26 protein-coding genes are annotated in these 26,743 nt (G+C 55.1%); 17 read left to right on the forward strand and 9 right to left on the reverse strand.

The genetic code is table 11. The annotated features are described in order from the left end of the window. Positions 1-33 precede the first annotated feature (33 nt). On the reverse strand, positions 34-1,974 hold the full coding sequence (iolD, locus tag AAIE03_RS19330; RefSeq protein WP_019106369.1) for a 3D-(3,5/4)-trihydroxycyclohexane-1,2-dione acylhydrolase (decyclizing): 1,941 nt from the start codon (positions 1,972-1,974) through the stop codon (positions 34-36). A 513-nt stretch (positions 1,975-2,487) separates the two neighbouring features. Between iolD and AAIE03_RS19335 the strand changes: the two genes are divergently transcribed. After that, on the forward strand, positions 2,488-4,407 hold the full coding sequence (locus AAIE03_RS19335) for a bifunctional 5-dehydro-2-deoxygluconokinase/5-dehydro-2-deoxyphosphogluconate aldolase (protein WP_014604825.1): 1,920 nt from the start codon (positions 2,488-2,490) through the stop codon (positions 4,405-4,407). A 106-nt stretch (positions 4,408-4,513) separates the two neighbouring features. Here AAIE03_RS19335 and AAIE03_RS19340 read toward each other — a convergent pair whose 3' ends face one another. Next, the gene (locus AAIE03_RS19340; RefSeq protein WP_013027570.1) at positions 4,514-5,068 is read right to left on the reverse strand and encodes a DcrB family lipoprotein; all 555 of its coding nucleotides are present in this window, start codon (positions 5,066-5,068) and stop codon (positions 4,514-4,516) included. 117 nt (positions 5,069-5,185) lie between these two features. Continuing rightward, on the reverse strand, positions 5,186-5,851 hold the full coding sequence (locus AAIE03_RS19345) for a 7-cyano-7-deazaguanine/7-aminomethyl-7-deazaguanine transporter (protein ID WP_014604826.1): 666 nt from the start codon (positions 5,849-5,851) through the stop codon (positions 5,186-5,188). Positions 5,852-6,056: 205 nt separating this feature from the next. On the opposite strand from AAIE03_RS19345, the gene tusA reads away from it, so the two are divergent. Beyond that, positions 6,057-6,308 (forward strand): sulfurtransferase TusA, encoded by a 252-nt coding sequence (tusA, locus tag AAIE03_RS19350; RefSeq protein ID WP_014604827.1) that lies wholly within the window; start codon positions 6,057-6,059, stop codon positions 6,306-6,308. A gap of 26 nt (positions 6,309-6,334) precedes the next feature. Here tusA and AAIE03_RS19355 read toward each other — a convergent pair whose 3' ends face one another. After that, entirely contained in the window at positions 6,335-8,620 is a 2,286-nt protein-coding gene (locus AAIE03_RS19355; protein ID WP_210476302.1) for a zinc/cadmium/mercury/lead-transporting ATPase, read from the reverse strand. Between the two features lie 88 nt (positions 8,621-8,708). Then, positions 8,709-9,338: a lysoplasmalogenase gene (locus AAIE03_RS19360; RefSeq protein ID WP_013027566.1), complete on the reverse strand. Its 630-nt coding sequence runs from the start codon at positions 9,336-9,338 to the stop codon at positions 8,709-8,711. Positions 9,339-9,490: 152 nt separating this feature from the next. Between AAIE03_RS19360 and AAIE03_RS19365 the strand changes: the two genes are divergently transcribed. Beyond that, positions 9,491-9,847 (forward strand): DUF2500 domain-containing protein, encoded by a 357-nt coding sequence (locus tag AAIE03_RS19365; RefSeq protein WP_013027565.1) that lies wholly within the window; start codon positions 9,491-9,493, stop codon positions 9,845-9,847. A gap of 28 nt (positions 9,848-9,875) precedes the next feature. Here the strand turns inward: AAIE03_RS19365 and AAIE03_RS19370 are convergent, their stop codons facing one another. Together AAIE03_RS19370 and rsmD are read right to left on the reverse strand one after the other, a co-directional pair. Beyond that, entirely contained in the window at positions 9,876-10,145 is a 270-nt protein-coding gene (locus AAIE03_RS19370; RefSeq protein WP_013027564.1) for a DUF1145 family protein, read from the reverse strand. Continuing rightward, a complete protein-coding gene (gene rsmD / locus AAIE03_RS19375; RefSeq protein ID WP_014594808.1) occupies positions 10,135-10,734 on the reverse strand; it encodes a 16S rRNA (guanine(966)-N(2))-methyltransferase in 600 nt (199 codons plus the stop codon). Before rsmD ends, AAIE03_RS19370 begins: the two co-directional genes overlap by 11 nt. Positions 10,735-10,967: 233 nt before the next feature. Between rsmD and ftsY the strand changes: the two genes are divergently transcribed. From ftsY to rpoH, 4 genes are all read left to right on the forward strand, one after another. Then, on the forward strand, positions 10,968-12,731 hold the full coding sequence (ftsY, locus tag AAIE03_RS19380) for a signal recognition particle-docking protein FtsY (RefSeq protein WP_498563138.1): 1,764 nt from the start codon (positions 10,968-10,970) through the stop codon (positions 12,729-12,731). A 5-nt stretch (positions 12,732-12,736) separates the two neighbouring features. Beyond that, positions 12,737-13,405 (forward strand): cell division ATP-binding protein FtsE, encoded by a 669-nt coding sequence (gene ftsE, locus AAIE03_RS19385; protein WP_013027561.1) that lies wholly within the window; start codon positions 12,737-12,739, stop codon positions 13,403-13,405. After that, positions 13,395-14,378 carry a permease-like cell division protein FtsX gene (ftsX, locus tag AAIE03_RS19390; RefSeq protein WP_019106693.1) on the forward strand — a complete coding sequence of 328 codons (984 nt, stop codon included), beginning with the start codon at positions 13,395-13,397 and terminating at the stop codon, positions 14,376-14,378. Before ftsE ends, ftsX begins: the two co-directional genes overlap by 11 nt. A 230-nt stretch (positions 14,379-14,608) precedes the next feature. Next, positions 14,609-15,466, forward strand: a complete 858-nt coding sequence (gene rpoH / locus AAIE03_RS19395; protein WP_013027559.1) for an RNA polymerase sigma factor RpoH — start codon at positions 14,609-14,611, stop codon at positions 15,464-15,466. Between the two features lie 45 nt (positions 15,467-15,511). Here the strand turns inward: rpoH and panM are convergent, their stop codons facing one another. Next, positions 15,512-15,898 (reverse strand): aspartate 1-decarboxylase autocleavage activator PanM, encoded by a 387-nt coding sequence (gene panM / locus AAIE03_RS19400; protein ID WP_014604831.1) that lies wholly within the window; start codon positions 15,896-15,898, stop codon positions 15,512-15,514. 402 nt (positions 15,899-16,300) lie between these two features. Here panM and AAIE03_RS19405 point away from each other — a divergent pair, with 402 nt between their 5' ends. From AAIE03_RS19405 to ugpQ, 10 genes are all read left to right on the forward strand, one after another. Then, entirely contained in the window at positions 16,301-17,425 is a 1,125-nt protein-coding gene (locus tag AAIE03_RS19405; protein WP_013027557.1) for a branched-chain amino acid ABC transporter substrate-binding protein, read from the forward strand. A 137-nt stretch (positions 17,426-17,562) separates the two neighbouring features. Next, positions 17,563-18,489 (forward strand): high-affinity branched-chain amino acid ABC transporter permease LivH, encoded by a 927-nt coding sequence (gene livH / locus AAIE03_RS19410; RefSeq protein WP_014594805.1) that lies wholly within the window; start codon positions 17,563-17,565, stop codon positions 18,487-18,489. Beyond that, entirely contained in the window at positions 18,486-19,757 is a 1,272-nt protein-coding gene (locus tag AAIE03_RS19415; protein ID WP_013027555.1) for a high-affinity branched-chain amino acid ABC transporter permease LivM, read from the forward strand. The genes livH and AAIE03_RS19415 overlap by 4 nt, the downstream gene beginning before the upstream one ends. Then, positions 19,754-20,521 (forward strand): high-affinity branched-chain amino acid ABC transporter ATP-binding protein LivG, encoded by a 768-nt coding sequence (gene livG / locus AAIE03_RS19420; protein WP_013027554.1) that lies wholly within the window; start codon positions 19,754-19,756, stop codon positions 20,519-20,521. Before AAIE03_RS19415 ends, livG begins: the two co-directional genes overlap by 4 nt. Before the next feature lies 1 nt (position 20,522). Beyond that, a complete protein-coding gene (livF, locus tag AAIE03_RS19425) occupies positions 20,523-21,230 on the forward strand; it encodes a high-affinity branched-chain amino acid ABC transporter ATP-binding protein LivF (protein WP_013027553.1) in 708 nt (235 codons plus the stop codon). Between the two features lie 274 nt (positions 21,231-21,504). Then, entirely contained in the window at positions 21,505-22,821 is a 1,317-nt protein-coding gene (ugpB, locus tag AAIE03_RS19430; protein WP_013027552.1) for a sn-glycerol-3-phosphate ABC transporter substrate-binding protein UgpB, read from the forward strand. A 55-nt stretch (positions 22,822-22,876) separates the two neighbouring features. After that, the gene (gene ugpA, locus AAIE03_RS19435) at positions 22,877-23,764 is read left to right on the forward strand and encodes a sn-glycerol-3-phosphate ABC transporter permease UgpA (RefSeq protein ID WP_014594803.1); all 888 of its coding nucleotides are present in this window, start codon (positions 22,877-22,879) and stop codon (positions 23,762-23,764) included. Continuing rightward, a complete protein-coding gene (gene ugpE, locus AAIE03_RS19440; protein ID WP_013027550.1) occupies positions 23,761-24,606 on the forward strand; it encodes a sn-glycerol-3-phosphate ABC transporter permease UgpE in 846 nt (281 codons plus the stop codon). Before ugpA ends, ugpE begins: the two co-directional genes overlap by 4 nt. A gap of 2 nt (positions 24,607-24,608) precedes the next feature. Continuing rightward, positions 24,609-25,682, forward strand: coding sequence for a sn-glycerol-3-phosphate import ATP-binding protein UgpC (locus tag AAIE03_RS19445; RefSeq protein ID WP_029569238.1), 1,074 nt, complete (start codon positions 24,609-24,611; stop codon positions 25,680-25,682). Continuing rightward, positions 25,679-26,422: a glycerophosphodiester phosphodiesterase gene (ugpQ, locus tag AAIE03_RS19450; protein WP_014604832.1), complete on the forward strand. Its 744-nt coding sequence runs from the start codon at positions 25,679-25,681 to the stop codon at positions 26,420-26,422. The genes AAIE03_RS19445 and ugpQ overlap by 4 nt, the downstream gene beginning before the upstream one ends. On the opposite strand, the gene AAIE03_RS19455 is transcribed toward ugpQ, so the two are convergent. After that, on the reverse strand, positions 26,419-26,706 hold the full coding sequence (locus AAIE03_RS19455) for a DUF2756 domain-containing protein (RefSeq protein WP_014604833.1): 288 nt from the start codon (positions 26,704-26,706) through the stop codon (positions 26,419-26,421). The two genes, ugpQ and AAIE03_RS19455, sit on opposite strands and share 4 nt — an antisense overlap. Positions 26,707-26,743: the final 37 nt, after the last annotated feature.

Genomic DNA, 26,743 nt, shown 5'->3' on the forward strand with positions numbered 1-26,743 from the left:
AGAAGAAACAAGGGCCGTCAGACGGCCCGGAAATCAGTATTTGCGGGCCTGTGCCAGATGCGCATTCAGTTTGTCCGCCACATCCTGCGTGCGCGCCGATTGGGCAGTTTGTGCAACGCCAACGTGCCACCAGCTGAAATATTTATGAATCATGGTCTTGGGCAGTACTTTAATATCTATCAGCGTAGAAACCTGCTGTGTTTTCGCATCGTCCAGCGCAGCCTTAAGCTGTTCCAGCGTGCTGACGCGATAGGTCTTGCACCCATAACCGGCAGCAATTGCGGCAAAGTCTACCGGCACCAGGCTGCCGTTTAGCTTACCGCTGTCCGTATTGCGGAAGCGAAACTCGGTAATGAAGCTGTCCATACCGTGCTCCATTTGCAGGTTGTTAATGCAGCCATTGCTCATGTTATCCAGCAGCACCACGTTGATTTTGGCACCCTCCTGAATGGAGGTCACCAGCTCGGAATGCAGCATCATAAAAGAGCCGTCGCCGACCAGGGCATAGACTTCCCGCTGGGGCTCCGCAAGCTTAACGCCTAACGCCGCATTCACTTCATATCCCATACAGGAATAGCCGTATTCGAGGTGATAGCCGTTATAGCCGCGCGTGCGCCAGACGCGTTGCAGGTCGCCGGGCAGGCTGCCTGCAGCACCGACGATGACGGCATCGGCAGGCAAATGTTGGTTGAGGGTACCCAAGACACTGCTCTGGGTCAGCAGAGACTGCGTCAAGCGATTGAATTCGGCGTAGACGGCGTCCCGATCTAGGTGGTCGGCAATCTCGGGCACAAATTCAGCATCGTTATGTGTAACGTGATACACGCGCTGTCTTTCTTCTTCTAACTGGTGCCGCGCCTCGGCAACCTGCGTGCCCCAGTCGTTGCCGTAGTGCTGCGAAACCAGCCCATGACTGAGCGCCAGCAGGGCTTCACGCGCATCGGCAAGCAGCTGCACGCCATCCAGTTTGTAGCTGTCAAAATTGCTGACGTTGATGTTAAGAAAGCTCACCTCGGGATGCCGGAAAATCCATTTCGATGAGGTGGTAAAATCGGTATAGCGTGTGCCAATCCCAATCACCAGATCGGCGTCTTTTGCCAGCAGGTTTGCCGCCAGACAGCCGGTTTCACCTACGCCGCCAACGTTGAGCGGATGATCGGACAGCAGCGTCCCTTTTCCGGCCTGCGTTTCAGCGAACGGAATCTGATACCGTTCAGCGAACGCCTGCAGCGCCTCGCCCGCCCCCGAATATTTGACGCCACCGCCGCAGATAATCAGCGGCTTACGTTTGCGGATAATAAGCTTCAGCGCATCTTCAAGTTGGGCCACGGTGGGCTGACGACGGTCCAGTCGGTGCACGCGTTTCTGGAAGAAATAGTCGGGGTAATCCCAGGCTTCGCCTTGCACATCTTGCGGTAAAGAGAGCGTGACGGCCCCGGTTTCAGCGGGGTCGGTGAGCACGCGCATCGCATTAATACAGGCGCTCATTAACTGTTCAGGGCGGCTGATGCGATCCCAGTATTTACTGACCGCTCTGAAGGCATCATTGGTGCTGATGCTCAGATCCCAGGATTGCTCAATCTGTTGCAACACCGGGTCAGGTTGTCGGGTGGCAAAAACGTCACCGGGCAGCAGCAGCAGGGGAATTCGGTTCGCCGTCGCCGTGGCCGCCGCCGTTAACATGTTGGCCGCACCCGGGCCAACAGAAGAGGTGCAGGCGATGATCTGACGCCGCAGGGATTGTTTGGCAAAGCCGGTTGCAGCGTGCGCCATTCCCTGCTCATTGCGTCCCTGGTATACCACCAGATCCCCACTGTCCTGTTCCAGTGCCTGGCCCAGACCCAGTACATTGCCATGGCCAAAAATGGCAAAAATGCCATGGACAAACTTCGTCTCATGCCCGTCTACGTCAATGTATTGATTATCAAGAAATTTAACTAATGCCTGTGCGGTAGTCAGTTTGATGGTGGCCATAAACTTTCCTCAACGTGCTGGCTGTAGCGGCGTCCGGCCCCGCGTATAAACGGCGTGACGTAACGGAGAGAGCTACCGGGATAACTTAAATGTCAGAGGATTATAAACAAATGCATTTTTCATAAAATACAATTACAGAAGAAATATTTCATTTTGCGAGGGGGATCAAATTTACATTCCTGCCGATCCCACGTAATACGCAGGAAAGGTGGGAACTGGAATAATTGGTGAGAGTTGCCGTTTTTTAAGATATTTCATTTCATTGTCAGGTCAGCCCTAAAAGACGGGCGGTGAGTCTGCCGCCTTGTGGTACGCGGTGCGCAGGGCATGGCGATAAAGTACCGGGGAGCGACAGATTTTTAACTGGTTCACATAATTGCATTGTAAGTTTCATTTTGAATTGAGTTTGGAATATTTGTTCCTCATACTGTGTTTATCGCTAATCAGACACCTTCAGACCCCGATATCCAACTTGTCCACAGTGTCTGCTCATCACAGAAGGAAACCAGAAGCATGAGTACACAACAGAAGCGTCTTGATGTGATTTGTATTGGACGCATCGCCGTAGACTTCTATGGTCAGCAAATTGGCGCGCGACTGGAGGACACCACGTCCTTTGCCAAATATCTTGGCGGTTCATCGGGTAACGTCGCTTATGGCACCGCTATTCAGGGGTTGCGTTCAGCCATGCTGGCGCGCGTGGGCGATGAGCATAACGGCCGTTTTTTACGTGAAAGCCTGCAAAGGGTTGGGTGTAATACCGATGCGCTGATAACGGATAAAAAACGCCTTACTGCCCTGGTGATTCTCGGCATCAAAGACGACGAAACGTTCCCACTCATTTTTTATCGTGATAACTGCGCCGATATGGGGCTGGTGCCAGAGGATATTGAGGAGTCCTTTATCGCCTCCTCCCGCTCGGTAGCGGTCACCGGCACGCACTTGTCACATCCCCAGACCCGGGCGGCTGTGCTAAAGGCGCTGGAGCTCGCCCGCAAAAACGGCCTGCGAACGGCGCTGGATATCGACTACCGGCCAGTATTGTGGGGATTAACCTCGCTGGGTGACGGTGAAACACGTTTCATTGCATCGTCAGAGGTAACGGCGCAACTGCAGCAGGTCGTCCACTATTTCGATCTTATCGTAGGCACCGAAGAAGAATTCCATATCGCGGGCGGCAGCACCGATACGCTGACGGCGCTGAGAAATGTCCGTGAGGTCAGTAAGGCTACGCTGGTCTGTAAGCGGGGTGCAATGGGATGCGTTGTCTTTGAACATGAGATTCCGGAAAGCTGGGAGCAGGTAACGCTGCACAGCGGCGTGCGCGTCGAGGTGTTAAACGTGCTGGGCGCAGGTGACGCGTTTATGTCGGGCCTGCTGCGTGGCTGGTTAAATGATGAAGGCTGGGAGCAGGCCTGCCGTTATGCCAATGCCTGCGGTGCGTTGGTGGTTTCACGCCACGGTTGCGCGCCGGCGATGCCGACCCGAGAAGAACTGGACGATTTTCTGAGCCGCGAAAACGCCGTCAAGCGTCCGGATCTGGACAGTCGATTAACGCACCTGCACCGCGTGACCACCCGGCAGCGTGCCTGGCCGGAACTCAATATCTTTGCCTTTGACCATCGTAAGCAACTGGTCGATATGGCCAAGGCAGCGGGGGCTGACGTCAGCCACATTCCTCAACTCAAGCTCCTGCTGCTCCAGGCCGCAGAGCAGGCGGTACAGCAGGCAGGCATTGAAAGCAAAAGCGGCATTCTGGCCGATACCACCTTCGGGCAACGGACGCTTAACGCCATTACCGGCAAGAACAGATGGATCGGGCGGCCGATAGAGTTACCGGGATCCCGACCGTTACGCCTTGAACACGGCAATATCGGCACACAGCTTGCCAGCTGGCCAATGGAGCACGTGGTAAAATGTCTGGTGTTTTATCACCCGCATGACAGCGCCGAACTGCGTGAAGAGCAGGATGCCGTGTTGCTGGATGTCTGGAAAGGCTGTAACAAAAGCGGGCATGAACTGCTGTTGGAAGTGATTCTGCCAGAGGGGCAGCCAGACCGTAATGAAGCCTGTTATCTGGCGGTTCTGAGCCACTTTTATGCGTTGGGAATCAAGCCGGACTGGTGGAAATTACCGCCCCTGTCAACAGCGAGCTGGCAGGCCATTGGCACCCTGATTGAGGCGCAGGATCCTCACTGTCGCGGTATCCTGTTGCTCGGGCTGGATGCGCCAGAGGAGACGCTGAAACTCGGTTTCGCTGCGGCTGCGGCTGCGCCATGGGTGAAAGGCTTCGCGGTGGGACGGACGATTTTTGCCCAGCCTTCAAGTCAGTGGTTGCAGGGTGAAATTGACGACGCGGCGCTGGTAACGGCTGTAAAAGATAACTATCTGCGTTTGATTGATTACTGGCGCACGGCACGTGAGCAGGCGTGAAAAGAACCAGAATCGAGCCGTGTGGAGACGTGCTTTTCCACGCGGCTCGCTGTTTTCAGGGCGGGAACCTGAAATAACACCCATATCAGGCAAGGGCCTGTTGCGGTTATTTCAGTTTAATGCTCTTCACTACCGTTTCAGCATCGCTTTGCGCCTGCTGCTGGTTCTGGCCCGGCAGCGTGATCTGCATGGTCATCAGCTTACCATCCACCTTTGCCAACACGACGGAAGACCAGGAGGTCTGGTTATTGGCTGAGATCACGGTGTCCAGCTGCTGTGCAGGTTCGCCACCCAGGGTGACCGCTTTGTTAGAGACAACCTGTAGCTGCGGATCGCGGTTACGCTGCTGTTGTTCCATGCGCTGTGATAAAACATCCAGCCCTTCGTTAGTGGGATCACCTGCAATGACGATAATCGCCCGCGCGCCGCTTTCATCAGCATACACGTGCATATTGGTGCTTTGTGAGCCCAGCTTGCCGCTCTTATCGGACATGCCCGGCGGTAAGGCGAAGCTTAACTTGCCATCCATCAGCGTCACGGTTTGTGCCGACTGACTGGCAGATGCGCCGTTGTCGTTTGCCGCGTCATCTTTCTTTTGGTCACAGGCGGCAAGGCCGAGGACCAGCAAACCAATTCCCGCATATTTCACTAAATTACGCATCAGAATCCCTTTTTAAATTTCCACTCAGGCGTTTATACAACAGGAATCAGGCTGCAAACGCAACCTGAGTATTGTCAGAAGATTTTAGCGGATTGTCAGGAAAGGCTGTATTGCCGGTTAGCCGAAATGTATCTGTGGTTGAGCCTGGCGTTCGGCCAGACGTTTCAACGCCGCATTGAGCAACACACCATAGGCAGGCAGGAAGAACACCATGCAGATCAGCACCTTAAAACTGTAATCGACCAGGGCGATTTCCACCCAGTGCTGCGCCATAAACGCATCGGAGCTTTTATAGAAGGCGATAAAAAAGAACGCCAGCGTGTCGCTGATATTACCTAAAAACATGGCACAGCCGGGCGCTATCCACCACTGCGGCAGGCGACGCAGGCGGTTAAAGACATGCACATCCAGAATCTGGCCCAGCGCGTAAGCCATAAAGCTGGCGCAGGCGATACGGGCGACAAACAGGTTCACCTGCTGCAATGCCTGCCAGCCTTGCCACTCGCCCTGATAAAACAGGCTGGAGATGGTATAGGAGATAAACAACGCCGGCACCATGACCGCCAGAATAATCCGCCGTGCAAGCGGCGCGCCAAAAATGCGGACGGTGAGATCGGTTGCCAGGAAGATAAACGGGAAACTAAAGGCGCCCCAGGTGGTATGGAAACCAAAAAGGGAGACGGGCAACTGCACCAGATAATTACTGGAGGTAATCACCAGCAGGTGAAACAGGGACAGCCAGAAAAGCGCATAAGTGCGCTGACGCGGAGTAAATGCGAGCATAGTTAGCCTTTTTAATCGTGGGGTGAGGGAACCCATTGCAGGGCGCAGAACGGTCCGCGCACTACGGTTTCATGAACAAAAAACGGCCGCATCTTACCCTGGTGTGCTATTAATGCAATGGCTAATTTTAACGCAATCGTTATCGCCTTGCGTCAAAGGGCTGACGCGCTAGAATAAGCGCCCGCCAACCTGAATTGAGATCGTGATGAGTGATGCATTTTCTTCCGCCGACCATCAACTGGATGCGTTAGGCCTGCGCTGTCCCGAACCGGTCATGATGGTTCGCAAAACCGTGCGCGGGATGCAGGATGGTGAAACGCTACTGATCGTGGCTGACGATCCGGCGACCACGCGGGATATTCCCGGTTTTTGCCGCTTTATGGAGCATCGCCTGTTGGTCGCGCAAACCGACACGCTGCCTTATCAGTTTTTGATCAGAAAAGGGATGGGCGAATAACGGCGGCACCTGCCGCCGTCAGGTTGTTAATCCCGCGTGCGCAGCAGCCGCAACGCGTTCGCCGTGACCAGCGCGGTCGCGCCAGAATCAGCCAGCACCGCCAGCCACAATCCGGTCAGTCCGAGAAGCGTGGTAACCAGAAACAGCGCCTTAAGCCCTAACGCAATGCCGATATTCTGACGAATAATTGCCCGGGTGCGACGCGCCAGACCGATCATTGGAGCCAGATGGCTGAGCTGATTGCGCGTCAGAGCCGCATCGGCTGCTTCCAGCGCGACATCGGTGCCGCTGCCCATGGCGATGCCCAGCGTGGCCGCCTTCATGGCTGGCGCATCATTGATGCCGTCGCCCACCATTGCCACAACCTGATGCTGACTGAGCTGGCGAACCCGCTCAACCTTGTCGGCGGGTAATAAGCCTGCGTGCCACGCGATATCCAGTTGTTGCGCCACCACAGCCGCCGCTCGCGGGTTATCCCCTGTGAGCATAATGCTGTTGATGCCGAGCGCCTTTAACGCCTGCAACGCGGCAGGCGTTTCACTGCGCAGCCGATCGCGCAACGCGAGCGCACCCAGCGCATCACCATTACGCAGCACAATCACCAGGGTTTCGCCCTGGGCTTCCTGCTCGCTAATCATGTCCAGTTGCCGGGCGTTCAGCGCGTTGACGTAAGCCGGTGCCAGCAGTTCAATGCGCTGGCCTGCAACCTCGGCCCTGATGCCGCTGCCGGCGATGGCCTGTTGATGCGCGGCTGCCGGAATTGTCAGGGATTTCGCCTGGGCCGCAGCCACAATTGCCGTAGCCAGCGGATGCGTGGAGCCTTGTTCAACGGCGGCGCCCAGCAGCAGAATCTCGTCTTCACTGAGATCGCCGAATGACAAAATGCGGGTTAACTGCGGTTTGCCTTCCGTGAGCGTCCCGGTTTTATCGAACGCAATCGTCTGCACCGTACTCAGGCGTTCCAGGGCTGCACCGCCCTTGATTAAAGCGCCGCGCCGCGCCGCGGTCGCAAGGCCAGACGTAATGGCCGCTGGCGTCGAGATCACCAGTGCACAGGGGCAACCGATGAGAAGTAACGTCAGCCCTTTGTAGATCCACGGTAGCCATGGACCCGCGCCGAGCAGCGGCGGTATGACCATGACCAGCAGCGCCAGCAGCATGATTGCAGGCGTGTAAATGCGGCTGAAATTATCGATAAAGCGTTCCACCGGAGCACGATGGCTTTCGGCTTCCTCAATCAGCTGCAAAATGCGGTCAATCGCGCTCTCGCCGGGTTTTGACACCACGTCCAGCGTCACCAGCCTGTCCACGCTGGTGGCGCCAGCAAGCACCTTATCGCCCCGCATGCGAAGAACCGGCAAAGACTCGCCGGTTAAGGCGCTTTCATCGAAGCTGGCGCTTTCCGCGACCAGGCATCCGTCAACCGGCAGGCGACCACCGGCGGCAACCTCTATACGGTCGCCTGGCTGCAGCGCCGCCAGTGGAACCTCACTGCGAACGCCATTTTGCAGGCGCACGGCCGATTCGGGACGGATCGCCATCAGCTGACTCACGCCACTGCGCGCACGGATTGCCGCATAGGCCTCCAGGCGTTCACCCAGTTGGAACAGCAGCAACACCATGGCTGCTTCCGCATGGGCGCCAATCAACAGCGCGCCCGCCGACGCCAGCGTCATCAGGGTTTCAATCGTAAAAGCGGAGCCGGTTCGTAGACGTTGCCAGGCTTTACGCGCGACCGGTGCCAGACCAACCAGCGTGGTGAGAATAAATAATCGATCGCCCCACACAGCATTGACCTGGCTGAGCGCAACGCTGGCCAGCATTAACCCGGCGAGCAGAAAAAGGGGGATATGTGTTTGCCAGGGGGCGGGTGAAGAAGCGGAAGCAGCGGCGGAGGAGAGTTGAAATCCGGCTTTTCTGACGGCGTCTTCTATCGCGCCTTGAACCGGTGCGCGGGCGTCAACAATCAGCTTCTCACTGGAGAATACGACGCGGGCCTGGGTGACGTCAGGAAGCTGACGAACGGCCGTTTCGATAGCGCGGGCACAGCTCGGGCAGTCCATGCCGCTGACCAGCCAGCTGAACTGAAAAGCATCTGAGGACCGTCGTCGGTCACCTTCGTCATTGGCTTCACTGCTGGATGAACTGCCGCACGCGCAGTCACCACCGCAGCCATTGCCGTCAGAAATTTCAGGCGTTGCCGCAGTAACAGACAGCGTACCGGAACGAACAGGGCGGATTGCACAAAGCGGTTTTGCGGCACGGTGCGTACCGCAGGGCTTACCGCAGCCACAAGCATGATGTTGATGCATATAACCTCCGGAAAACGTGGGCACCATGCCCACGCCTTATCTTACACCCGACGGTTTATTCCATCTTCAGATTTATTGTGACGCTTTCTTAGTAAATCCACAGGGAGCGGACAATCATAAAGTGGCCCGCAAAATAGCAGGCTGCGACAATGGCGCTGTCTGCGCTAAAGCGGCGACGGTAATGGCTGATAAACCACACAATATTGGCCAAAAGAAGCAGGGCCGAACCGACGAGAATCGAAAAGCTGTAATCGCTGGGACGGAAAAAATATTGCTCTGCCGCCATCCAGTTCATCACCAGCGTCATGCCGATAAGCGTACAGACCGGCCAGCGTAGCGTTTCCAGCTTGCTCCACAGAATGCCAATCACGACAACCCCGATGATCAAAAAGGTCAGCGGAATGGGCCAGTAGAAACTCATCGTCATGTTGGCGGCGAAGCACAGCGTATAGAGCAGATGCGACAGGAAAAACGCGCCCAGCGCGTAGAGCGTCTGCTGACGTGGAAGCAGCGTCAGCGTATCGCCGACAAGTGTGGCGACCAGCCCGGCCACAATCAGATAGTCTGACGTGTTGCGCGTGGGGGCTTGCCAGGCGAGGCCGACTAACAGCAGTAAGGTTACCGGCTTGAATAACCAGCGTTGCCATTGAGGTCCCCGGTAAGAGGCATCCACATACAGCCAGCCGGAGAAAAGTACCGCGAGAAAGGACCAGAGCATTGCTTCTCCCTATTGACCAAAAATGGTGACAGTTCCTGAAATACTCCTGTCAGTCTAGGTTACGCCAGCCTGATGTGACAATCGGTCAACTCTGGTTGTATGCTTTAGCGCGCCATGTACGCCATCTGTAACCTGAGAAACGTTGGGATATTATGAAACCACCGCTACTTTTTATCATTGTGCTGGCTGTTATCGCCGTTTTAGCGACTCGCCAGTTCATCAAACAGCGGCGTGAAGCCGCCGTCAACGATGCCTCGCCGGTTCGCACCCTGACAGTCGAAGTGAAAACCAAACGTGAGTTTTCTGTTTCCAGCCGGCGCTCGCGTGAACGGGAAGTGATCGCCGGTGATGAAATGCGCTATGAGGCCTGGTTTCATCCGCTGAACGGCGAAAGCGATATTAAGATGCGGGTAAGTGAAAGCGACTACCATCTGATGGACAAGGGCACGCAAGGGGAACTGACTCTGCAGGGCTCGCGCTTTATTCAGTTTACGCCCGCCCGGCACTGACGGCGGGCCAGGTGCCCGCCGTGACGACTTACTTACGTGGAAAGTTTTTTTTCTGCCACGCGACCAGTTCGAATACGCCAAACAAAAAGACTTTTATCTGGGTGACACGATCGATCGGCGGCGCATCTTTACCTTGGGTGGTGCGCAGCAGGACCAACTGCAGACCATGCATCAGAATCATAAATATCAGAGCCACATTGATAAACCAGGTCAGTGGCTTAGGATAAGGATGAATCAGGTTAAACAGTAAAAAACCCCATACGCACAGCATCAGCAGGCGTCCTAAATTAAGTAACATCGTGTGTCTCCTGTTGGCGCTGATATAAGCGATAGGCCACCTGGCCGGCAATTTTTTCGCGGTATAGATCCCAGTGTGCTGGAACCGGGGGAGCACCGCGTTCAACTTCACTTTCAACGTAGATGAGTGCGTCAGCAGTCAGCCAGCCGTTATTCTCCAGCAGTTGCAGCGTTTGTTCCAGCAGGCCCTGACGAAACGGCGGGTCGATAAATACGATATTAAACGGCTTACCGCTCTGCGCCAGCCATGTCAGCGTATTGGTCTGCACAACCTGGCCGTTGGCGGCCTGAAGCGTCTGTAAATTTTTGGCCAACTGCTGCGCCACCGGGCGTTCCAGCTCCAGTAACGTTGCCGACGCGGCGAAACGCGACAAGGCTTCCAGCCCCAGCGCACCACTGCCGGCAAAGCAGTCCAGACAGTTGGCCGCCTGAATAGAGGGCGCCAGCCAGTTAAACAGCGTTTCACGCACTCTGTCGGTAGTCGGACGCAGTCCGGCGCTGTCCGGCACCGGCAATTTGCGGCCGCGCCACTGTCCGCCAATAATGCGGATTTGGCCTGCACCACCAGTCTTACGGGGAGGTTTTATCATCTTGCTCACAAATCTTCATAATTTGTTGCGTAGTTTAACGGGCGAAACGATGAGAAGAAACGTTAAAAAAGGGTGCTGTGGTGAGCTGGCTGGAAAGTGTTAGACTACAGCGTTGCTGCTGTTATGCATAATTCTGCGGTTTGACGCTCATCTGGCGTTTATCACCAATACTGTTTTTAACCCTGGGAACATTGTGCTACCGGGATGAAGCCATCGAGGAGTGTGGTTACACAATGGCAAAAGAGAAAAAACGAGGCTTTTTTTCCTGGCTGGGATTTGGCAAAGAAGAAGAGAAACAACCCTCAACGGAAGCGCAGGCATCACAAACTGCACAACCGGAAGTCCAGCAGCCAAAACAGGAAGCCCCGGCAATAAGTCAGGCGGAGATCCACGCGGAAGAGACCGTTGCAACGACTGAAAAAGTCGTTGAACAGCAACACACAGCGGATCCCGATAGCGAAGTAAAGCTGACAGCAATTACCCCATCGGCTGAAAACGTGCCTGATCCGCATGATGGCGTTATCACGCCCGCAGAACCTGCGTCCGAGCCTGTGGACGATGAGGCACCGCTCAGCGATGACGAACTCGCCGCACTGGCGCTGGCCGATGCAGAGATCGTGGAGGTTACGCCGCACGAGCCTGAAATTCTTCAGCACGAACCTGTCCCGGTGGCAGACAAGGCGCCGCTCAGCGATGACGAACTCGCCGCACTGGCGCTGGCCGATGCGGATATCGTGGAGGTTACGACGCACGAGCCTGAAATCCTTCAGTCCGAATCTGTCCCGGTGGCTGACGAGGCACCGCTCAGCGATGACGAACTCGCCGCGCTGGCGCTGGCCGATGCGGATATCGTGGAGGTTACGCCGCACGAGCCTGAAATCCTTCAGTCCGAACCTGTCCCGGAGGCAGACGAGGCGCCGCTCAGCGATGACGAACTCGCCGCACTGGCGCTGGCCGACGCGGATGCCGTTCAGGATGTTCCAGAAAACGCCGATCGGGTGGAGCCAACAGATACCGTCAGCGATCTTCCTTTAGCCGCCGCGCCACTGGTGACGCAGGAGCAGGATCGTCCGACAAAAGAGGGCTTCTTTGCCCGCCTGAAACGCAGCCTGGTGAAAACCCGTCAGAACCTGGGATCGGGTTTTATCGGCCTGTTCCGTGGCAAAAAGATTGATGATGAGCTGTTTGAAGAGCTCGAAGAGCAACTGCTGATTGCGGATGTGGGGGTCGAAACGACGCGCCGTATCATCACCAGCCTGACGCAGCATGCCGACCGTAAACAGCTTCGCGATGCAGAGGCGCTTTATGGCCTGCTGAAAACTGAAATGGCCGACATTCTGGCGAAAGTGGAAGAACCGCTTAATGTTGAAGGCAAAACGCCTTTTGTCATTTTGATGGTCGGTGTTAACGGCGTAGGTAAAACGACCACCATCGGCAAGCTGGCTCGTCAGTATCAGGCAGAAGGCAAGTCGGTCATGCTGGCGGCGGGCGACACCTTCCGTGCAGCGGCTGTTGAACAGCTTCAGGTATGGGGCCAGCGTAACAACATTTCTGTGGTGGCGCAGCATACCGGTGCCGATTCCGCTTCGGTGATTTTCGATGCGATTCAGGCCGCGAAATCCCGTGGCGTTGACGTGTTAATCGCCGACACCGCAGGCCGTTTGCAAAACAAATCGCACCTGATGGAAGAACTGAAGAAAATTACGCGCGTCATGAAAAAGCTGGATGAGCAGGCGCCGCATGAAGTCATGCTGACAATTGATGCCAGCACCGGGCAAAATGCCATCAGCCAGGCCAAACTGTTCCATGAAGCGGTCGGTCTGACCGGTATTACCCTGACAAAACTGGATGGCACGGCCAAAGGCGGTGTGATTTTCTCGGTGGCAGATCAGTTTGGCATCCCTATCCGGTATATCGGTGTCGGAGAAGGCATCGAAGATTTACGGCCGTTCAAGGCCGAGGATTTTATTGAGGCATTGTTTGCCCGAGAGGACTAATTAGGATGATTCGCTTTGAAGAGGTCAGTAAGGCATATCTCGGCGGACGTCAGGCGCTGCAGGGCGTAGATTTTCATCTACGTCCCGGTGAAATGGCGTTTCTGACCGGCCATTCTGGCGCAGGGAAAAGTACCTTGCTGAAGCTGATTTGTGGCATTGAGCGTCCCAGCGCCGGACAAATCTGGTTTAGCGGGCATGACATTTCACGCCTGCGTAACAGCGAGGTGCCGTTTCTGCGCCGTCAGATTGGTATGATCTTTCAGGATCACCACCTGCTGATGGATCGTTCTGTCTATGACAACGTGGCCATTCCGCTGATCATCTCCGGTGCCAGCGGGGAAGATATCCGGCGGCGTGTTTCAGCCGCGCTAGATAAAGTGGGCCTGCTCGACAAAGCGAAAAGTTATCCTATTCAACTTTCCGGTGGTGAACAGCAGCGCGTGGGTATTGCACGCGCCGTGGTGAATAAACCGGCGGTGCTGTTGGCTGATGAACCAACCGGTAACCTGGATGAGGCGCTGTCTGAAGACATCCTGCGCCTGTTTGAAGAGTTTAACCGCGTTGGGGTGACGGTCCTGATGGCGACACACGATGTGGGGCTAATCGGTCGCCGAAATTATCGGGTGATGACGCTAAATAAAGGACGCCTGCACGGAGGCCACGATGGTCAATAAACGCAACAAACGCGCGCCCGCGCCGAAGGCGAAGCAACCGTCGAAAAGCAAAGCGTTACGCGGCGGCTGGCAGGAGCAGTGGCGCTATGCGCTGCGCGGTACGTTGTCTGACATGTGGCGTCAGCCGTTAGCGACGTTGCTGACGGTGATGGTTATCGCGATCTCTCTGACGTTGCCCAGCGTGTGTTACATGGTGTGGAAAAACGTTAGCCAGGCCGCCACTCAGTGGTATCCCGCGCCGCAGCTGACGGTCTATCTCTCCAAAACGCTGGATGATGCCGCCGCCGAAAACGTGACGACTCAGCTGAAGCAGGTCGATGGCGTGGACCACGTTAACTACCTGACGCGCGAAGAAGCCCTGAACGAATTCCGTAACTGGTCAGGCTTTGGCGGCGCGATGGATATGCTGGAGCAGAATCCTCTTCCGGCCGTGGTCATCATTACGCCTAAACTGACCTTCCAGAATTCCGACACGCTACAAACGCTGCGCGACAGGGTGGCGAAAGTGAAGGGCGTTGACGAAGTGCGCATGGATGACAGCTGGTTTGCTCGTCTTGCGGCGCTGACCGGGCTGGTGGGGCAGATTGCCTCCATGATCGGTATCTTAATGATCGTGGCGGTGTTCCTGGTGATTGGCAACAGCGTCAGGCTGAGCATTTTTGCCCGGCGCGATACCATCAACGTGCAGAAGTTGATCGGGGCGACCGACGGGTTTATTCTGCGTCCGTTCCTGTATGGCGGTGCGTTGTTAGGTTTCTCTGGTGCCGTGTTATCGCTGCTTCTTTCCGAAGTGCTGGTCCTGCGTTTGCAGTCCGTGGTGGCGCATGTTGCCTCGGTGTTTGGCACGACCTTCTCGCTGGAAGGGTTCTCCTGGGATGAGGCACTGTTGTTGCTGCTGATCGCGGCGATTATTGGATGGGTTGCGGCCTGGCTGGCTACGGTACAACATTTACGCCGATTTACGCCGCAGTAAACCTCTGCAACATTTTTTTGTTATAATCATCCTCTGCTGCCGACAATGGGTGCAGAGGATATTGCCCCGCTGTCATCTGTGTGTAAAATATTCACTGCTAAAATTGAACTTGTGGATAACTTTGTTTTCCAAGTAGCACAGATTGCTTTTGGTTTTCCTGCGACGTTGACATAATGTGACGTGCGCTTAAGGAAAGATGCGGCAATTCCACTGATTTTGTGAGGGTTTGAATGACCAAAGAAATGCAAACTTTAGCTATTGCTCCTCTGGGCAACCTGGAATCTTACGTTCGGGCTGCCAACACCTGGCCGATGCTGTCGGCAGAAGAGGAAAAGGCGTTGGCTGAACGGCTGCATTACCAGGGCGATCTGGATGCGGCTAAGACGCTGATCCTGTCTCACCTACGCTTTGTTGTTCATATCGCTCGTAACTACTCAGGTTACGGCCTGCCTCAGGCTGACCTGATTCAGGAAGGTAACATCGGCTTGATGAAAGCCGTTCGTCGCTTTAATCCTGAAGTTGGCGTCCGTCTGGTATCCTTTGCCGTACACTGGATTAAAGCGGAAATTCACGAATATGTGCTGCGTAACTGGCGCATCGTGAAAGTGGCGACCACGAAAGCACAGCGCAAGCTGTTCTTTAACCTGCGTAAAACCAAGCAGCGCCTGGGCTGGTTTAATCAGGACGAAGTAGAAATGGTCGCGCGCGAATTGGGCGTGAGCAGCAAAGATGTGCGGGAAATGGAATCGCGCATGGCCGCTCAGGATATGACCTTCGATATGTCCGCTGATGACGAAAGCGGTGAAGGTAAATCCATGGCGCCGGTGCTGTATCTCCAGGATAAAACCTCTGATTTTGCCGACGGTATCGAAGAGGATAACTGGGAGTCACATGCAGCCGACAAGCTGACGTACGCAATGGAAGGCCTGGACGAGCGCAGCCAGCATATCATTCGCGCCCGCTGGCTGGATGAGGACAACAAAACTACCCTGCAGGAACTGGCCGATCGTTATGGCGTTTCCGCAGAGCGCGTCCGACAGCTTGAAAAGAACGCGATGAAGAAACTCCGAATGGCTATCGAAGCCTGACGAGACAGGGCGACTTCAGGTCGCCCTTTTTTATTGTCTGTTTTTTTATTTTACCCAGCCGTCAACCTGGGCGCGAAAACCACAGGCCTGCATAAACGCCGCCCGAATACGTTGATCGTCACTGCCGTCATCGGCAATCCACCAGTCGTTTAACGATGGATTCTGCTTCATCGTCTCTTCCAGCAAATACTGTCCTACGCCACGTCGCCGGGTAACATCTCTTACAGCCAAATGATGCACTTTGCCGTGAATACCTGAAATTTCAAGTTGTAATGCAGCCAGTAGACGATCGTTGAAGCGCGCCGCATAAAGACGATGGCTTTCATTCAACGCTGTCTCCAGCTTTTCTATATCGATCTCAGGCCAGATTTTCCCCAGATCTATCCGGTCCTGTAGCGTCAACGAGGTGAGACGCAAAATGGTGAGCTTCATAATAAACACCTGTGCGTGTAAAAGTCGTTAGTGTAGTCAATTCCCGTTACCGGAACCCTGGCACATTTTAGGCAATAAAACAGGTCAAAACAGCGACAGAGTGCCAGGATAATAGCTATAAACATGATATCCGCTTTTAAAGGCAGCATAACGCGCTGGCCTGGTGAGTAAAAGCCACGCATTGGCTCCAGAGGATTATGCTGCTTTTGGCTGCGAATCATGAATATGTCAGTTGCTTTACAGAATAAACTTCCTGTTTAATAGACTGAAATATAAAGCCTTATTATTAATAAAAGCCAGAAAAGCGTGCTAACTCATTATTGTTAAATCAGTTTTCCACTTTATCTGGCAGAAAATAAAACCACTCACAACAAACACGACACAACTGATGGGGTAGTTCGCATGAAAATGACAGGTCGCGCGTTACTGGCAGGATGCGTTGCATTGGCGATGAGCCATGCGGCAATGGCGAAAGAGATTAAAATAGCTATCGTAGGCGCCGCTACTGGTCCGGTCGCGCAATATGGTGATATGGAATTTACCGGCGCTGCGCAGGCGATTAAAGATATTAATGCCAAAGGCGGCGTGAACGGCGACAAACTGGTCGGTGTGGAATATGACGACGCCTGCGACCCAAAACAAGCGGTTGCGGTGGCGAACAAGGTGATCAACGACGGCATTAAGTATGTTATCGGCCACCTGTGCTCCTCCTCAACTCAGCCCGCTTCAGATATCTACAACGACGAAGGCGTGCTGATGATTACCCCCGCGGCCACGGCACCTGAACTCACGGCACGTGGCTATGCAGATGTGATGCGCACCACCGGTCTGGATTCTGACCAGGGCCCAACGGCGGCGAACTACATTCTGGATGTGATCAAACCTAAACGTATCGCTGTGGTGCATGACAAACAGCAGTACGGCCAGGGCCTCGCGGAATCCGTACAAAAAACCCTGAAGGCCAAAGGCGGCAACGTGGTGATGTTCGAAGGTATCACCGCGGGCGATAAAGATTTCTCTACGCTGGTTGCGCGTCTGAAGAAAGAGAACGTGGATTTCGTGTACTACGGTGGTTACTACCCGGAGCTGGGCCAGATTCTGCGCCAGGCGAAAGCGGCAGGCCTGAAAGCCGGCTTTATGGGACCAGAAGGTGTGGGTAACGCCTCGCTGTCTAACATCGCAGGCGACGCTTCTGAAGGGCTGTATGTAACCTTACCAAAACGTTACGACCAGCTGCCGCAGAACAAGGCGATTGTTGAAGCCATTAAAGCGAATACCGCGTCTAACCGCAAAGATCCAACTGGCCCCTTTGTCTGGACAACCTACGCGGCGATCCAGTCTCTGGTAACTGGTATTGAACGCAGTAAGAGCGATGAGCCAGATGCGATTGCGAAGAACCTGAAAACCGGTGCGCCTGTGCCGACAGTGATGGGTGACCTGAGCTGGGATCAGAAAGGCGATCTGAAAGGCTTCGAGTTTGGTGTCTTCAAATGGCACAAAGACGGTTCATCCACCGCGGTTAAATAAGGTCATGACGCTTCCCTGCAGCCTTTGCTCGGGGAAGCAGGCCAAAGCGATGCGCCCTGTGGGGCAATGCTTTCGCCTTGCTAACCCTCTCCTGCTGGCAGGAGAGGGGTTTTCTGGTTTCTGAGTAGGTCCTCATTATGTCCGAGCAGTTTCTCTATTTCATTCAGCAGATGTTCAACGGGGTCACCCTCGGGAGCACCTACGCGCTGATCGCCATTGGCTACACCATGGTTTACGGCATTATCGGCATGATCAACTTCGCCCACGGCGAGGTCTATATGATCGGCAGCTATGTCTCTTTTATGGTGATTGCTGCCCTGATGATGATGGGCATTGATACCTCATGGCTCATGATCGCCGCCGGCTTTGTGATGGCAGTGATTATTTCCAGCGCCTATGGCTGGAGCATTGAGCGCGTGGCTTACCGGCCGGTTCGCTCTTCCAAGCGCCTGATTGCGCTGATCTCCGCCATCGGAATGTCCATCTTCCTGCAAAACTACGTCAGCCTCACCCAGGGCTCGCGCGATCTTGCGTTGCCGAGCTTAATTACCGGCCAGTGGACGCTGGGAGAAAGCAATGGTTTCGCGGCCACGCTGTCGACGATGCAGCTGGTGATCTGGGTGGTGACGTTCCTGACCATGCTGGCGCTGACCCTGTTTATTCGCTATTCCCGCATGGGCCGCGCCTGCCGAGCCTGTGCTGAAGACCTGAAAATGGCCAGCCTGCTGGGCATTAATACGGATCGCGTCATTTCGCTGACCTTCGTGATTGGTGCCGCGATGGCGGCGGTGGCCGGCGTGCTGTTAGGCCAGTTTTATGGCTCCATCAACCCCTTTATCGGCTTCATGGCGGGCATGAAAGCCTTTACCGCAGCGGTGCTGGGCGGCATTGGCAGTATTCCCGGCGCGATGATTGGCGGTCTGGTGCTGGGCATTGCTGAAGCCCTGACCTCGGCTTATCTCTCCACGGAATATAAAGATGTGGTGTCGTTTGCCTTACTGATCGTGGTGCTGCTGGTGATGCCGACCGGCATTCTGGGCCGTCCGGAGGTAGAGAAAGTATGAAACGCCTTGGTCTGGTCAATGCGCTGATCTCTACGGTCATGTTGCTGGTTCTGGCTGCGTTCTTTATGGGAATGCGCCTCGATCTGAATGGTACGAAGCTACAGGTGGTCAATGCCGGTAGCGTGCGCTGGAACTGGATATTTATCGGTTGTGCGGTGGTGTTTCTGTTCCAGCTGCTGCGTCCGCTGCTTCAGGGCAAGCTGAAGCGCAGCAGTGGCGGTCTGGTGCTGCCTGGGTTTGATGGTTCCACGCCGAAGCAAAAACTTGTCATGGCGTTAATGATCGCTGCTGCCGTTATCTGGCCTTTTCTGGTCTCGCGCGGCAGCGTTGATATTGCGACGCTGACGCTCATCTACATCATGCTGGGCCTGGGGCTGAACGTGGTGGTTGGGCTATCGGGGCTGCTGGTTCTGGGCTATGGCGGCTTCTATGCCATCGGTGCCTATACCTTTGCTTTGCTCAATCATTACTATGGTTTCGGTTTCTGGCAGAGCCTGCCGCTGGCCGGATTAGTGGCCGCGGCCTTTGGCCTGCTGCTGGGGTTCCCGGTATTGCGGCTGCGCGGCGATTATCTGGCTATCGTGACGCTGGGCTTCGGCGAAATCGTCCGTATTCTGCTGCTTAACAATACCGCGATTACAGGGGGACCGAACGGCATTGCCCAGATTCCTAAACCCACTTTCTTCGGCCTGGAGTTCGGCCGCCGCGTCAGTGAAGGGGGATGGGGCACGTTTCACGAGGTCTTTGGCATGAAGTACGATCCCAGCGACAGGGTGATTTTCCTGTATCTGGTGGCGTTACTGTTAGTGGTGTTGACGCTGTTTGTGATTAACCGTCTGCTGCGTATGCCGCTTGGACGGGCCTGGGAAGCACTGCGTGAAGATGAGATTGCCTGTCGCTCGCTGGGCTTAAGCCCGACCCGTATCAAGCTGACTGCCTTTACTATCAGTGCGGCTTTTGCGGGGTTTGCCGGTACGCTGTTTGCCGCCCGCCAGGGATTTGTCAGTCCCGAATCCTTTACCTTCGTTGAATCCGCGTTTGTGCTGGCCATCGTGGTTCTGGGCGGAATGGGATCGCAGTTTGCGGTGATTCTGGCCGCCATTCTGCTGGTGGTGTCGCGTGAACTGATGCGCGACCTCAATGAGTACAGCATGCTGGTCCTCGGTGGGTTGATGGTGCTGATGATGATCTGGCGGCCGCAGGGTTTATTGCCGATGAAGCGTCCACACCTGAAACTCAGGCAGGGTAAACAAGGAGAGCAGGCATGAGTCAGCCTTTATTAGCCGTTGAAGGCCTGATGATGCGCTTCGGCGGTTTGTTAGCCGTAAACAACGTCAAACTGGAACTGCGTCCACAGGAAATCGTGTCGCTTATCGGTCCGAACGGAGCAGGCAAAACCACCGTGTTCAACTGTCTGACAGGTTTCTACAAGCCAACAGGCGGCAGCATTACCTTGCGTGACAAGAATCTGGCCGGTTTATCCGGGCAGAAGATCGCGCGCATGGGGATTGTCCGTACCTTTCAGCATGTGCGCCTGTTCCGCGAAATGACGGTGATAGAAAACCTGCTGGTCGCGCAGCACCAACATCTGAAAAGCGGGGTCTTTTCCGGCCTGATTAAAACGCCCGCCTTTCGCCGCAGTGAAGGCGAGGCGCTGGATCGTGCCGCCACCTGGCTCGAACGCGTCGGGTTGCTGGACATGGCCAACCGCCAGGCCGGTAATCTGGCCTACGGTCAGCAGCGCCGCCTGGAGATCGCCCGCTGCATGGTGACGCGTCCGGAGATTTTAATGCTGGATGAACCGGCCGCCGGGCTTAACCCCAAAGAAACGCACGAGCTTGATGAATTGATTGCCGAGTTACGTGGCGAACATAAGGTTTCCGTTTTATTGATTGAGCACGACATGAAACTGGTCATGGGCATTTCCGATCGTATCTATGTGGTTAATCAGGGAACGCCGCTGGCTAACGGCACGCCGGAAGAGATTCGTAACAATCCGGACGTGATCCGTGCCTATTTAGGAGAGGCGTAATATGGCCATGTTAACCATTGATAACGTCAGTGCGCATTACGGCAAAATTCAGGCCCTGCATGGCGTAAGCCTGCATATCGATCAGGGTGAGATCGTCACGCTGATTGGTGCCAACGGTGCCGGTAAAACCACGCTGCTGGGTACGCTGTGCGGCGAACCGCGCGCCACCAGCGGCACCATTACTTTTGATGGCAAAGCCATTACCGACTGGCAAACGGCGCGCATTATGCGTGAAGCCATTGCCATCGTGCCTGAAGGCCGTCGCGTATTTTCACGTATGACCGTGGAAGAGAATCTGGCGATGGGCGGTTTTTTTGCCAGTCGTCAGCAGTATCTGCAGCGCATCGAACGTGTTTACCAGCTGTTCCCGCGTCTGGCTGAGCGTAAAATTCAGCGGGCAGGCACGATGTCCGGTGGCGAACAGCAGATGCTGGCTATCGGTCGGGCACTGATGAGCCAGCCGCGCCTGTTGTTACTCGATGAGCCTTCTCTGGGCCTGGCGCCGATTATTATTCAGCAAATATTCGATACGATTGAGCAGTTACGCAGCGAAGGCATGACGATTTTCCTGGTCGAGCAAAACGCGAACCAGGCACTGAAACTGGCCGACAGGGGCTACGTACTGGAAAACGGTCACGTGGTGCTGGAGGACAGCGGTGAGGCATTGCTTTCTAACGAGGCCGTGCGCAGCGCGTATCTGGGCGCCTAGCTTTCTGGCCTGACGTTCCTGCCAGGCCAGGATCCGGCAGCGCCCCTCCTCGTAAAGGTGTGGGCGCTGTTTCTCAGCGCTGCCTTAGCTGCATTCTTCTGCACTCGCTTGTCGTCATCATGCATTAATCCCGCTTATCCCTGTCATCTTCTGACATTCTGTCGTCATTTTTCCGTCATCTGACTGTTATTTTTCCGTCATTTCCGCGTGTCATGTTACTTCGCGAGCAAAAAATGCGTGATAACGCGCGTACCTACCTGAACAGGAAAATTCTATGTCCGTTGTTACTTTTCGTCGTAGCCTGATGAGCGCACTGCTCGGTCTGGCGATCAGTGGTAATGCACTGGCCGTAACTGAGATCCCTTTCTGGCACTCAATGGAAGGCGAGTTAGGCAAAGAAGTTGACTCACTGGCACAACGTTTTAACCAGGAGCACCCCGACTACAAGATCGTCCCGGTGTATAAAGGGAACTACGAACAGAGTCTGGCGGCAGGTATCGCTGCGGTCCGCACAGGAAAAGCCCCTGCGCTGTTACAGGTTTATGAAGTAGGTACGGCAACCATGATGGCCTCCAAAGCCATCGTGCCGGTGTACCAGGTGTTTAAAGATGCTGGCATCCCAATGGATGAGAAGCAGTTTGTGCCTGCGGTCGCCGGTTACTACAGCAACGCACAAGGCCAGCTGATCTCTCAACCCTTCAACAGCTCTACGCCCGTGCTGTACTACAACAAAGACGCGTTTAAAAAAGCGGGCCTGAATCCGGACCAGCCGCCAAAAACCTGGCAGGAACTGGCAAAGGATGCTGACGCGCTGCGTAAGTCAGGCATGAGCTGCGGCTATGCCAGCGGCTGGCAGGGATGGATCCAGATTGAAAACTTCAGTGCCTGGAACGGTCTGCCGGTGGCGACCAAGAACAATGGTTTCGACGGCACTGATGCCGTGCTGGAGTTCAACAAGCCGGCACAGGTTCGTCATATCCAGCTACTGGAAGATATGAACAAGAAAGGTGACTTCACCTATTTTGGTCGTAAAGATGAATCGACCGCCAAGTTCTACAACGGGGATTGTGGTATGACGACGGCCTCATCCGGCTCGCTGGCCGACATCCGTCATTATGCCAAATTCAACTACGGCGTAGGCATGATGCCTTACGATGCGGATATCCCGAATGCGCCACAGAACGCGATTATCGGCGGTGCCAGCCTGTGGGTGATGAAGGGCAAAGATGCTAACACCTACAAAGGTGCAGCGGAATTCATGAAATTCCTCACCGAGCCAAAAATTGCGGCGGAATGGCATCAGAAAACCGGCTACCTGCCGATTACCACTGCGGCATATGAGCTGACGAAGAAAGAAGGCTTCTACGATAAAAATCCAGGCGCGGATATCGCTATTCGCCAGATGATGAACAAGCCACCATTGCCTTACACCAAAGGCATGCGTCTGGGGAATATGCCTCAGATCCGTACCATTCTGGATGAAGAGCTGGAAGGCGTCTGGACCGGCAAGCAGTCACCGCAGGCGGCACTGGATAACGCAGTGAAACGCGGTAACGAACTGCTGCGTCGTTTCGAGCAACAGAACAAGTAATCCGGTGTGCAGGCCAGCTCCGGCTGGCCTTTTTTCCCCAAAGTCAGAGAACGTTATGTCTCCATCTCGCCCGGTGTTTCGCAATCGCCTGTTACCCTATTTGCTGGTGCTCCCGCAGCTCCTGATCACCGCTATTTTCTTTGTCTGGCCAGCGGGTGAAGCGCTGTGGTATTCCCTGCAAAACCTGGATCCCTTCGGTATCTCCAGCACCTTTGTCGGGTTGGATAACTTCAAACGGCTGTTTTCCGATAGCCTCTATCTGGATACCTTCTGGACCACGATCAAGTTCAGCGGGATGGTGGCGTTTTTTGGCATGGTATCGTCTTTGCTCCTGGCGGCACTGGTGGACTATGTCGTGCGGCTGCGCAAGCTGTATCAGATGCTGCTGCTGCTGCCCTACGCCGTGGCGCCGGTTATTGCCGCGGTATTATGGATGTTTCTGTTCAGCCCCGGCCTGGGTTTACTCAGCTATCTGCTTAACCACATGGGCTATAACTGGAACTTTGCCCAAAACAGCGGTCAGGCTATGTTTCTGGTGGTGCTGGCCTCGGTGTGGCAACAGATGAGCTACAACTTCCTGTTCTTTTTTGCGGCATTACAGTCGATACCGAAATCGCTGGTCGAAGCCGCCGCCATTGATGGCGCGGGGCCGGTGCGCCGTTTCTTCTCGATTTCGCTCCCGTTGATCACGCCGGTAAGCTTCTTTCTGCTGGTGGTCAATCTGATCTATGCCTTCTTCGATACCTTCCCGGTGATTGATGCCGCGACAGGCGGTGGTCCGGTTCAGGCAACGACCACGCTTATCTATAAAATTTACCGGGAAGGCTTCACTGGCCTCGATCTCTCCTCTTCAGCCGCGCAGTCCGTGGTGTTAATGCTGCTGGTGATTGGCCTGACGGTCATTCAGTTCCGTTTTGTTGAGCGTAAGGTGCAATACCAATGATTGAAAATCGTCGCGGGCTGGACATATTCAGCCATGTGGTGCTGGTACTGGGCATCCTGACCATTCTGTTTCCGCTCTATGTCGCCTTTGTGGCGGCTACGCTGGATAACGACGCCGTGTATAACGTCCCGATGACGCTGATTCCCGGCACGCACCTGTGGGAAAACATTTCGAACATCTGGACGCGCGGGGTTAACGGCAACGGTCCGGCCTTTAGCGTGATGCTGATGAACAGCGTCATCATGGCGCTGGGTATTACGATTGGCAAAATCCTGGTGTCGATTCTGTCGGCCTTTGCGCTGGTGTGGTTTCGTTTTCCACTGCGTTCGCTGTTCTTTTGGATGATCTTTATTACCCTGATGCTGCCGGTTGAGGTGCGCATTTTCCCGACGGTGCAGGTTATCGCCGATCTTAATCTGCTGGACAGCTACAGCGGGCTGACCCTGCCCCTGATGGCCTCGGCTACCGCCACTTTTCTGTTTCGGCAGTTCTTTATGTCGCTACCGGATGAGTTAATCGAAGCGGCGCGCATTGACGGGGCCAGCGCGATGCGTTTTTTCTGGGACATCGTGCTGCCGCTGTCAAAAACTAACCTGGCGGCGCTTTTCGTGATCACCTTTATCTATGGCTGGAACCAGTATCTCTGGCCGCTGTTAATCATTGATAACGCCAACTTGGGCACTGCCGTGGCTGGCATTAAAAGCATGATCTCCACCAGCGGTTCGCCGACCCAGTGGAACGAAGTGATGGCGGCAATGTTGTTAACCCTGATTCCACCGGTGGTGGTGGTATTTGTTATGCAGCGCGCCTTTGTGCGTGGTCTGGTTGAGAGCGAGAAATAAAGATGGCAGGCGTAACCCTTCAGGCGGTGACCAAGTCTTACGACGGTAAAAATCAGATCATCCAACCGCTCAACGTCACGATCAACGACGGCGAGTTTATGGTGATGGTGGGCCCTTCGGGCTGTGGCAAATCGACGCTGTTGCGTATGGTCGCCGGACTGGAGCGGGTGAGCTCTGGCGATATCTATATTGCCGATAAACGTGTCACTCACGAAGAGCCAAAAGACCGCGGCATTGCCATGGTGTTTCAAAACTATGCGCTCTATCCTCATATGTCCGTCGAAGAGAACATGGCTTACGGCCTGAAAATCCGCGGCATGAGTAAAGAACATGTTCGTCAACGTGTGCTGGAAGCCGCACGGAGCCTGGAGCTGGATCACCTGCTGACGCGCCGTCCGCGTGAGTTATCGGGTGGGCAGCGCCAGCGCGTGGCCATGGGCCGCGCTATCGTGCGTGAGCCTGCCGTGTTTCTGTTTGATGAGCCCCTCTCTAATCTGGATGCCCGCCTGCGTGTCCAGATGCGCCTGGAGCTTCAGCAGCTGCACCGTCGTCTGCAAACCACCAGCCTGTACGTGACGCACGATCAGGTCGAGGCGATGACGCTGGCACAGCGCGTCATGGTCATGAACAAAGGCATACTGGAGCAGATCGGCACGCCGGTAGAGGTCTATGAACGGCCCGCTAGCCAGTTTGTCGCGTCTTTTATGGGCTCACCGGCCATGAATCTGATCCATGGCAATATCAGCCAGGAGGGGACGCGCTTTACGATTGATGCCTCCCACGGGATAGCCATTGGCGAGGGAAAAGCGAAGTGGGCCAACCGTCCCGTCGTCCTTGGCGTACGACCAGAACATATTCAGATCAGCAGCCAGGCGCAGGGCGGAATTCCGTTCCGGGTGGAAACCCTGGAAATGCTCGGGGCGGATAATCTGGCGCATGGCCGCATCGGTGAGGCACGTTTAGTGGTACGCTTGCCCCACAGCGAGCGCCCTGAAGCAGGCAGTACCTTATGGCTGCATCTGCCCGTGGGGTCGCTACATTTCTTCGATTCAACGCACGGGAAACGTCTGGAATGAGCAAAAAACAGTGGCCTTATCCGCCCATCGTCGCCCATCGGGGCGGAGGAAAGCTGGCACCGGAAAATACACTTGCGGCAATTGATACGGGCGCCAGATATGGTCACCTGATGATTGAATTCGACGCCAAACTGTCGGCCGATGCGCATATTTTCCTGCTGCATGACGATACGTTAGATCGTACCAGCAACGGCTGGGGCGTAGCGGGTGAACTGCCCTGGGACAAGCTGTCGCAGCTGGATGCGGGCGGCTGGTTTAGCGATGTGTTTCAGGGGGAAAAGCTGGCCCGGCTGGATGAGGTCGCCGAGCGCTGTCGCCAGCATGGCATGATGGCCAATATCGAAATTAAACCTACAACAGGAACGGATGCAGAAACCGGGCGCGCCATTGCCCAGGCAGCCGCCGCGCTGTGGCAGGGACAAACGCTGCCATTGCTGTCATCATTTTCCTTTAAGGCGCTGGAAGCCGCGATGCAGGCTGAACCTCAGCTACCGCGTGGGCTGTTATCCCATAGCTGGGACACCGCGTGGAAAGCGAAAACCCGCGCGCTCGACTGCACCTCCATTCATCTCAATCATAAGGTGTTAACCGAGGCGCGGGTGGCAGAACTGAAAGAGGCCGATCTGCATATTCTGGTTTATACCGTAAACAGCCCTGACCGGGCCAGAACGCTGTTGAAATGGGGCGTTGATGCCATCTGTACGGACAGCATCGACATCATCGGCCCCGATTTCCGCTAATACTGACTCTGTTGATTCTGCTGCTGGCCCGGCTGCGATTTAATCACTCGCTGCTGGGCACTGTCTCGTTGTTCCTGCAGTTTACGCTGTAAATCCTGATTCTGACGCTGCTGATCCTGTTGCAGTTTGTTCTGTTGTTGCTGCGACTGGTTGAGCATCTGCGTTTGCATGCGCTGCTGGCTAGGGTTATAGCCGGGTTGATTAGGATTGTTGGTGTTATTCAGCATGTTCGCCATGCCGCTTAACGGCAGCAGGGCGGCAAAAACCATAAGCCACTTTTTCATTTTTATCCTCCAGTAAACGACCGGGTGCTGTGTGTGC

The organism is Pantoea sp. Ae19-2 (genome assembly GCF_059801205.1).

What these genes read in the sequence shown, in the direction of transcription:
- AAIE03_RS19365 (WP_013027565.1), top strand. Translation starts at nt 9,491, where the DNA reads ATGAAACCACCGCTACTTTTTATCATTGTGCTGGCTGTTATCGCCGTT.
- tusA (WP_014604827.1), top strand. Translation starts at nt 6,057, where the DNA reads ATGAGTGATGCATTTTCTTCCGCCGACCATCAACTGGATGCGTTAGGC.
- livH (WP_014594805.1), top strand. Translation starts at nt 17,563, where the DNA reads ATGTCCGAGCAGTTTCTCTATTTCATTCAGCAGATGTTCAACGGGGTC.
- AAIE03_RS19355 (WP_210476302.1), bottom strand. Translation starts at nt 8,620, where the DNA reads ATGCATCAACATCATGCTTGTGGCTGCGGTAAGCCCTGCGGTACGCAC.
- AAIE03_RS19360 (WP_013027566.1), bottom strand. Translation starts at nt 9,338, where the DNA reads ATGCTCTGGTCCTTTCTCGCGGTACTTTTCTCCGGCTGGCTGTATGTG.
- livG (WP_013027554.1), top strand. Translation starts at nt 19,754, where the DNA reads ATGAGTCAGCCTTTATTAGCCGTTGAAGGCCTGATGATGCGCTTCGGC.
- ugpE (WP_013027550.1), top strand. Translation starts at nt 23,761, where the DNA reads ATGATTGAAAATCGTCGCGGGCTGGACATATTCAGCCATGTGGTGCTG.
- ftsE (WP_013027561.1), top strand. Translation starts at nt 12,737, where the DNA reads ATGATTCGCTTTGAAGAGGTCAGTAAGGCATATCTCGGCGGACGTCAG.
- AAIE03_RS19345 (WP_014604826.1), bottom strand. Translation starts at nt 5,851, where the DNA reads ATGCTCGCATTTACTCCGCGTCAGCGCACTTATGCGCTTTTCTGGCTG.
- AAIE03_RS19445 (WP_029569238.1), top strand. Translation starts at nt 24,609, where the DNA reads ATGGCAGGCGTAACCCTTCAGGCGGTGACCAAGTCTTACGACGGTAAA.
- panM (WP_014604831.1), bottom strand. Translation starts at nt 15,898, where the DNA reads ATGAAGCTCACCATTTTGCGTCTCACCTCGTTGACGCTACAGGACCGG.
- ftsX (WP_019106693.1), top strand. Translation starts at nt 13,395, where the DNA reads ATGGTCAATAAACGCAACAAACGCGCGCCCGCGCCGAAGGCGAAGCAA.
- iolD (WP_019106369.1), bottom strand. Translation starts at nt 1,974, where the DNA reads ATGGCCACCATCAAACTGACTACCGCACAGGCATTAGTTAAATTTCTT.
- ugpQ (WP_014604832.1), top strand. Translation starts at nt 25,679, where the DNA reads ATGAGCAAAAAACAGTGGCCTTATCCGCCCATCGTCGCCCATCGGGGC.
- ugpB (WP_013027552.1), top strand. Translation starts at nt 21,505, where the DNA reads ATGTCCGTTGTTACTTTTCGTCGTAGCCTGATGAGCGCACTGCTCGGT.
- ftsY (WP_498563138.1), top strand. Translation starts at nt 10,968, where the DNA reads ATGGCAAAAGAGAAAAAACGAGGCTTTTTTTCCTGGCTGGGATTTGGC.
- rsmD (WP_014594808.1), bottom strand. Translation starts at nt 10,734, where the DNA reads ATGATAAAACCTCCCCGTAAGACTGGTGGTGCAGGCCAAATCCGCATT.
- rpoH (WP_013027559.1), top strand. Translation starts at nt 14,609, where the DNA reads ATGACCAAAGAAATGCAAACTTTAGCTATTGCTCCTCTGGGCAACCTG.
- livF (WP_013027553.1), top strand. Translation starts at nt 20,523, where the DNA reads ATGGCCATGTTAACCATTGATAACGTCAGTGCGCATTACGGCAAAATT.
- AAIE03_RS19370 (WP_013027564.1), bottom strand. Translation starts at nt 10,145, where the DNA reads ATGTTACTTAATTTAGGACGCCTGCTGATGCTGTGCGTATGGGGTTTT.
- AAIE03_RS19455 (WP_014604833.1), bottom strand. Translation starts at nt 26,706, where the DNA reads ATGAAAAAGTGGCTTATGGTTTTTGCCGCCCTGCTGCCGTTAAGCGGC.
- ugpA (WP_014594803.1), top strand. Translation starts at nt 22,877, where the DNA reads ATGTCTCCATCTCGCCCGGTGTTTCGCAATCGCCTGTTACCCTATTTG.
- AAIE03_RS19405 (WP_013027557.1), top strand. Translation starts at nt 16,301, where the DNA reads ATGAAAATGACAGGTCGCGCGTTACTGGCAGGATGCGTTGCATTGGCG.
- AAIE03_RS19415 (WP_013027555.1), top strand. Translation starts at nt 18,486, where the DNA reads ATGAAACGCCTTGGTCTGGTCAATGCGCTGATCTCTACGGTCATGTTG.
- AAIE03_RS19340 (WP_013027570.1), bottom strand. Translation starts at nt 5,068, where the DNA reads ATGCGTAATTTAGTGAAATATGCGGGAATTGGTTTGCTGGTCCTCGGC.
- AAIE03_RS19335 (WP_014604825.1), top strand. Translation starts at nt 2,488, where the DNA reads ATGAGTACACAACAGAAGCGTCTTGATGTGATTTGTATTGGACGCATC.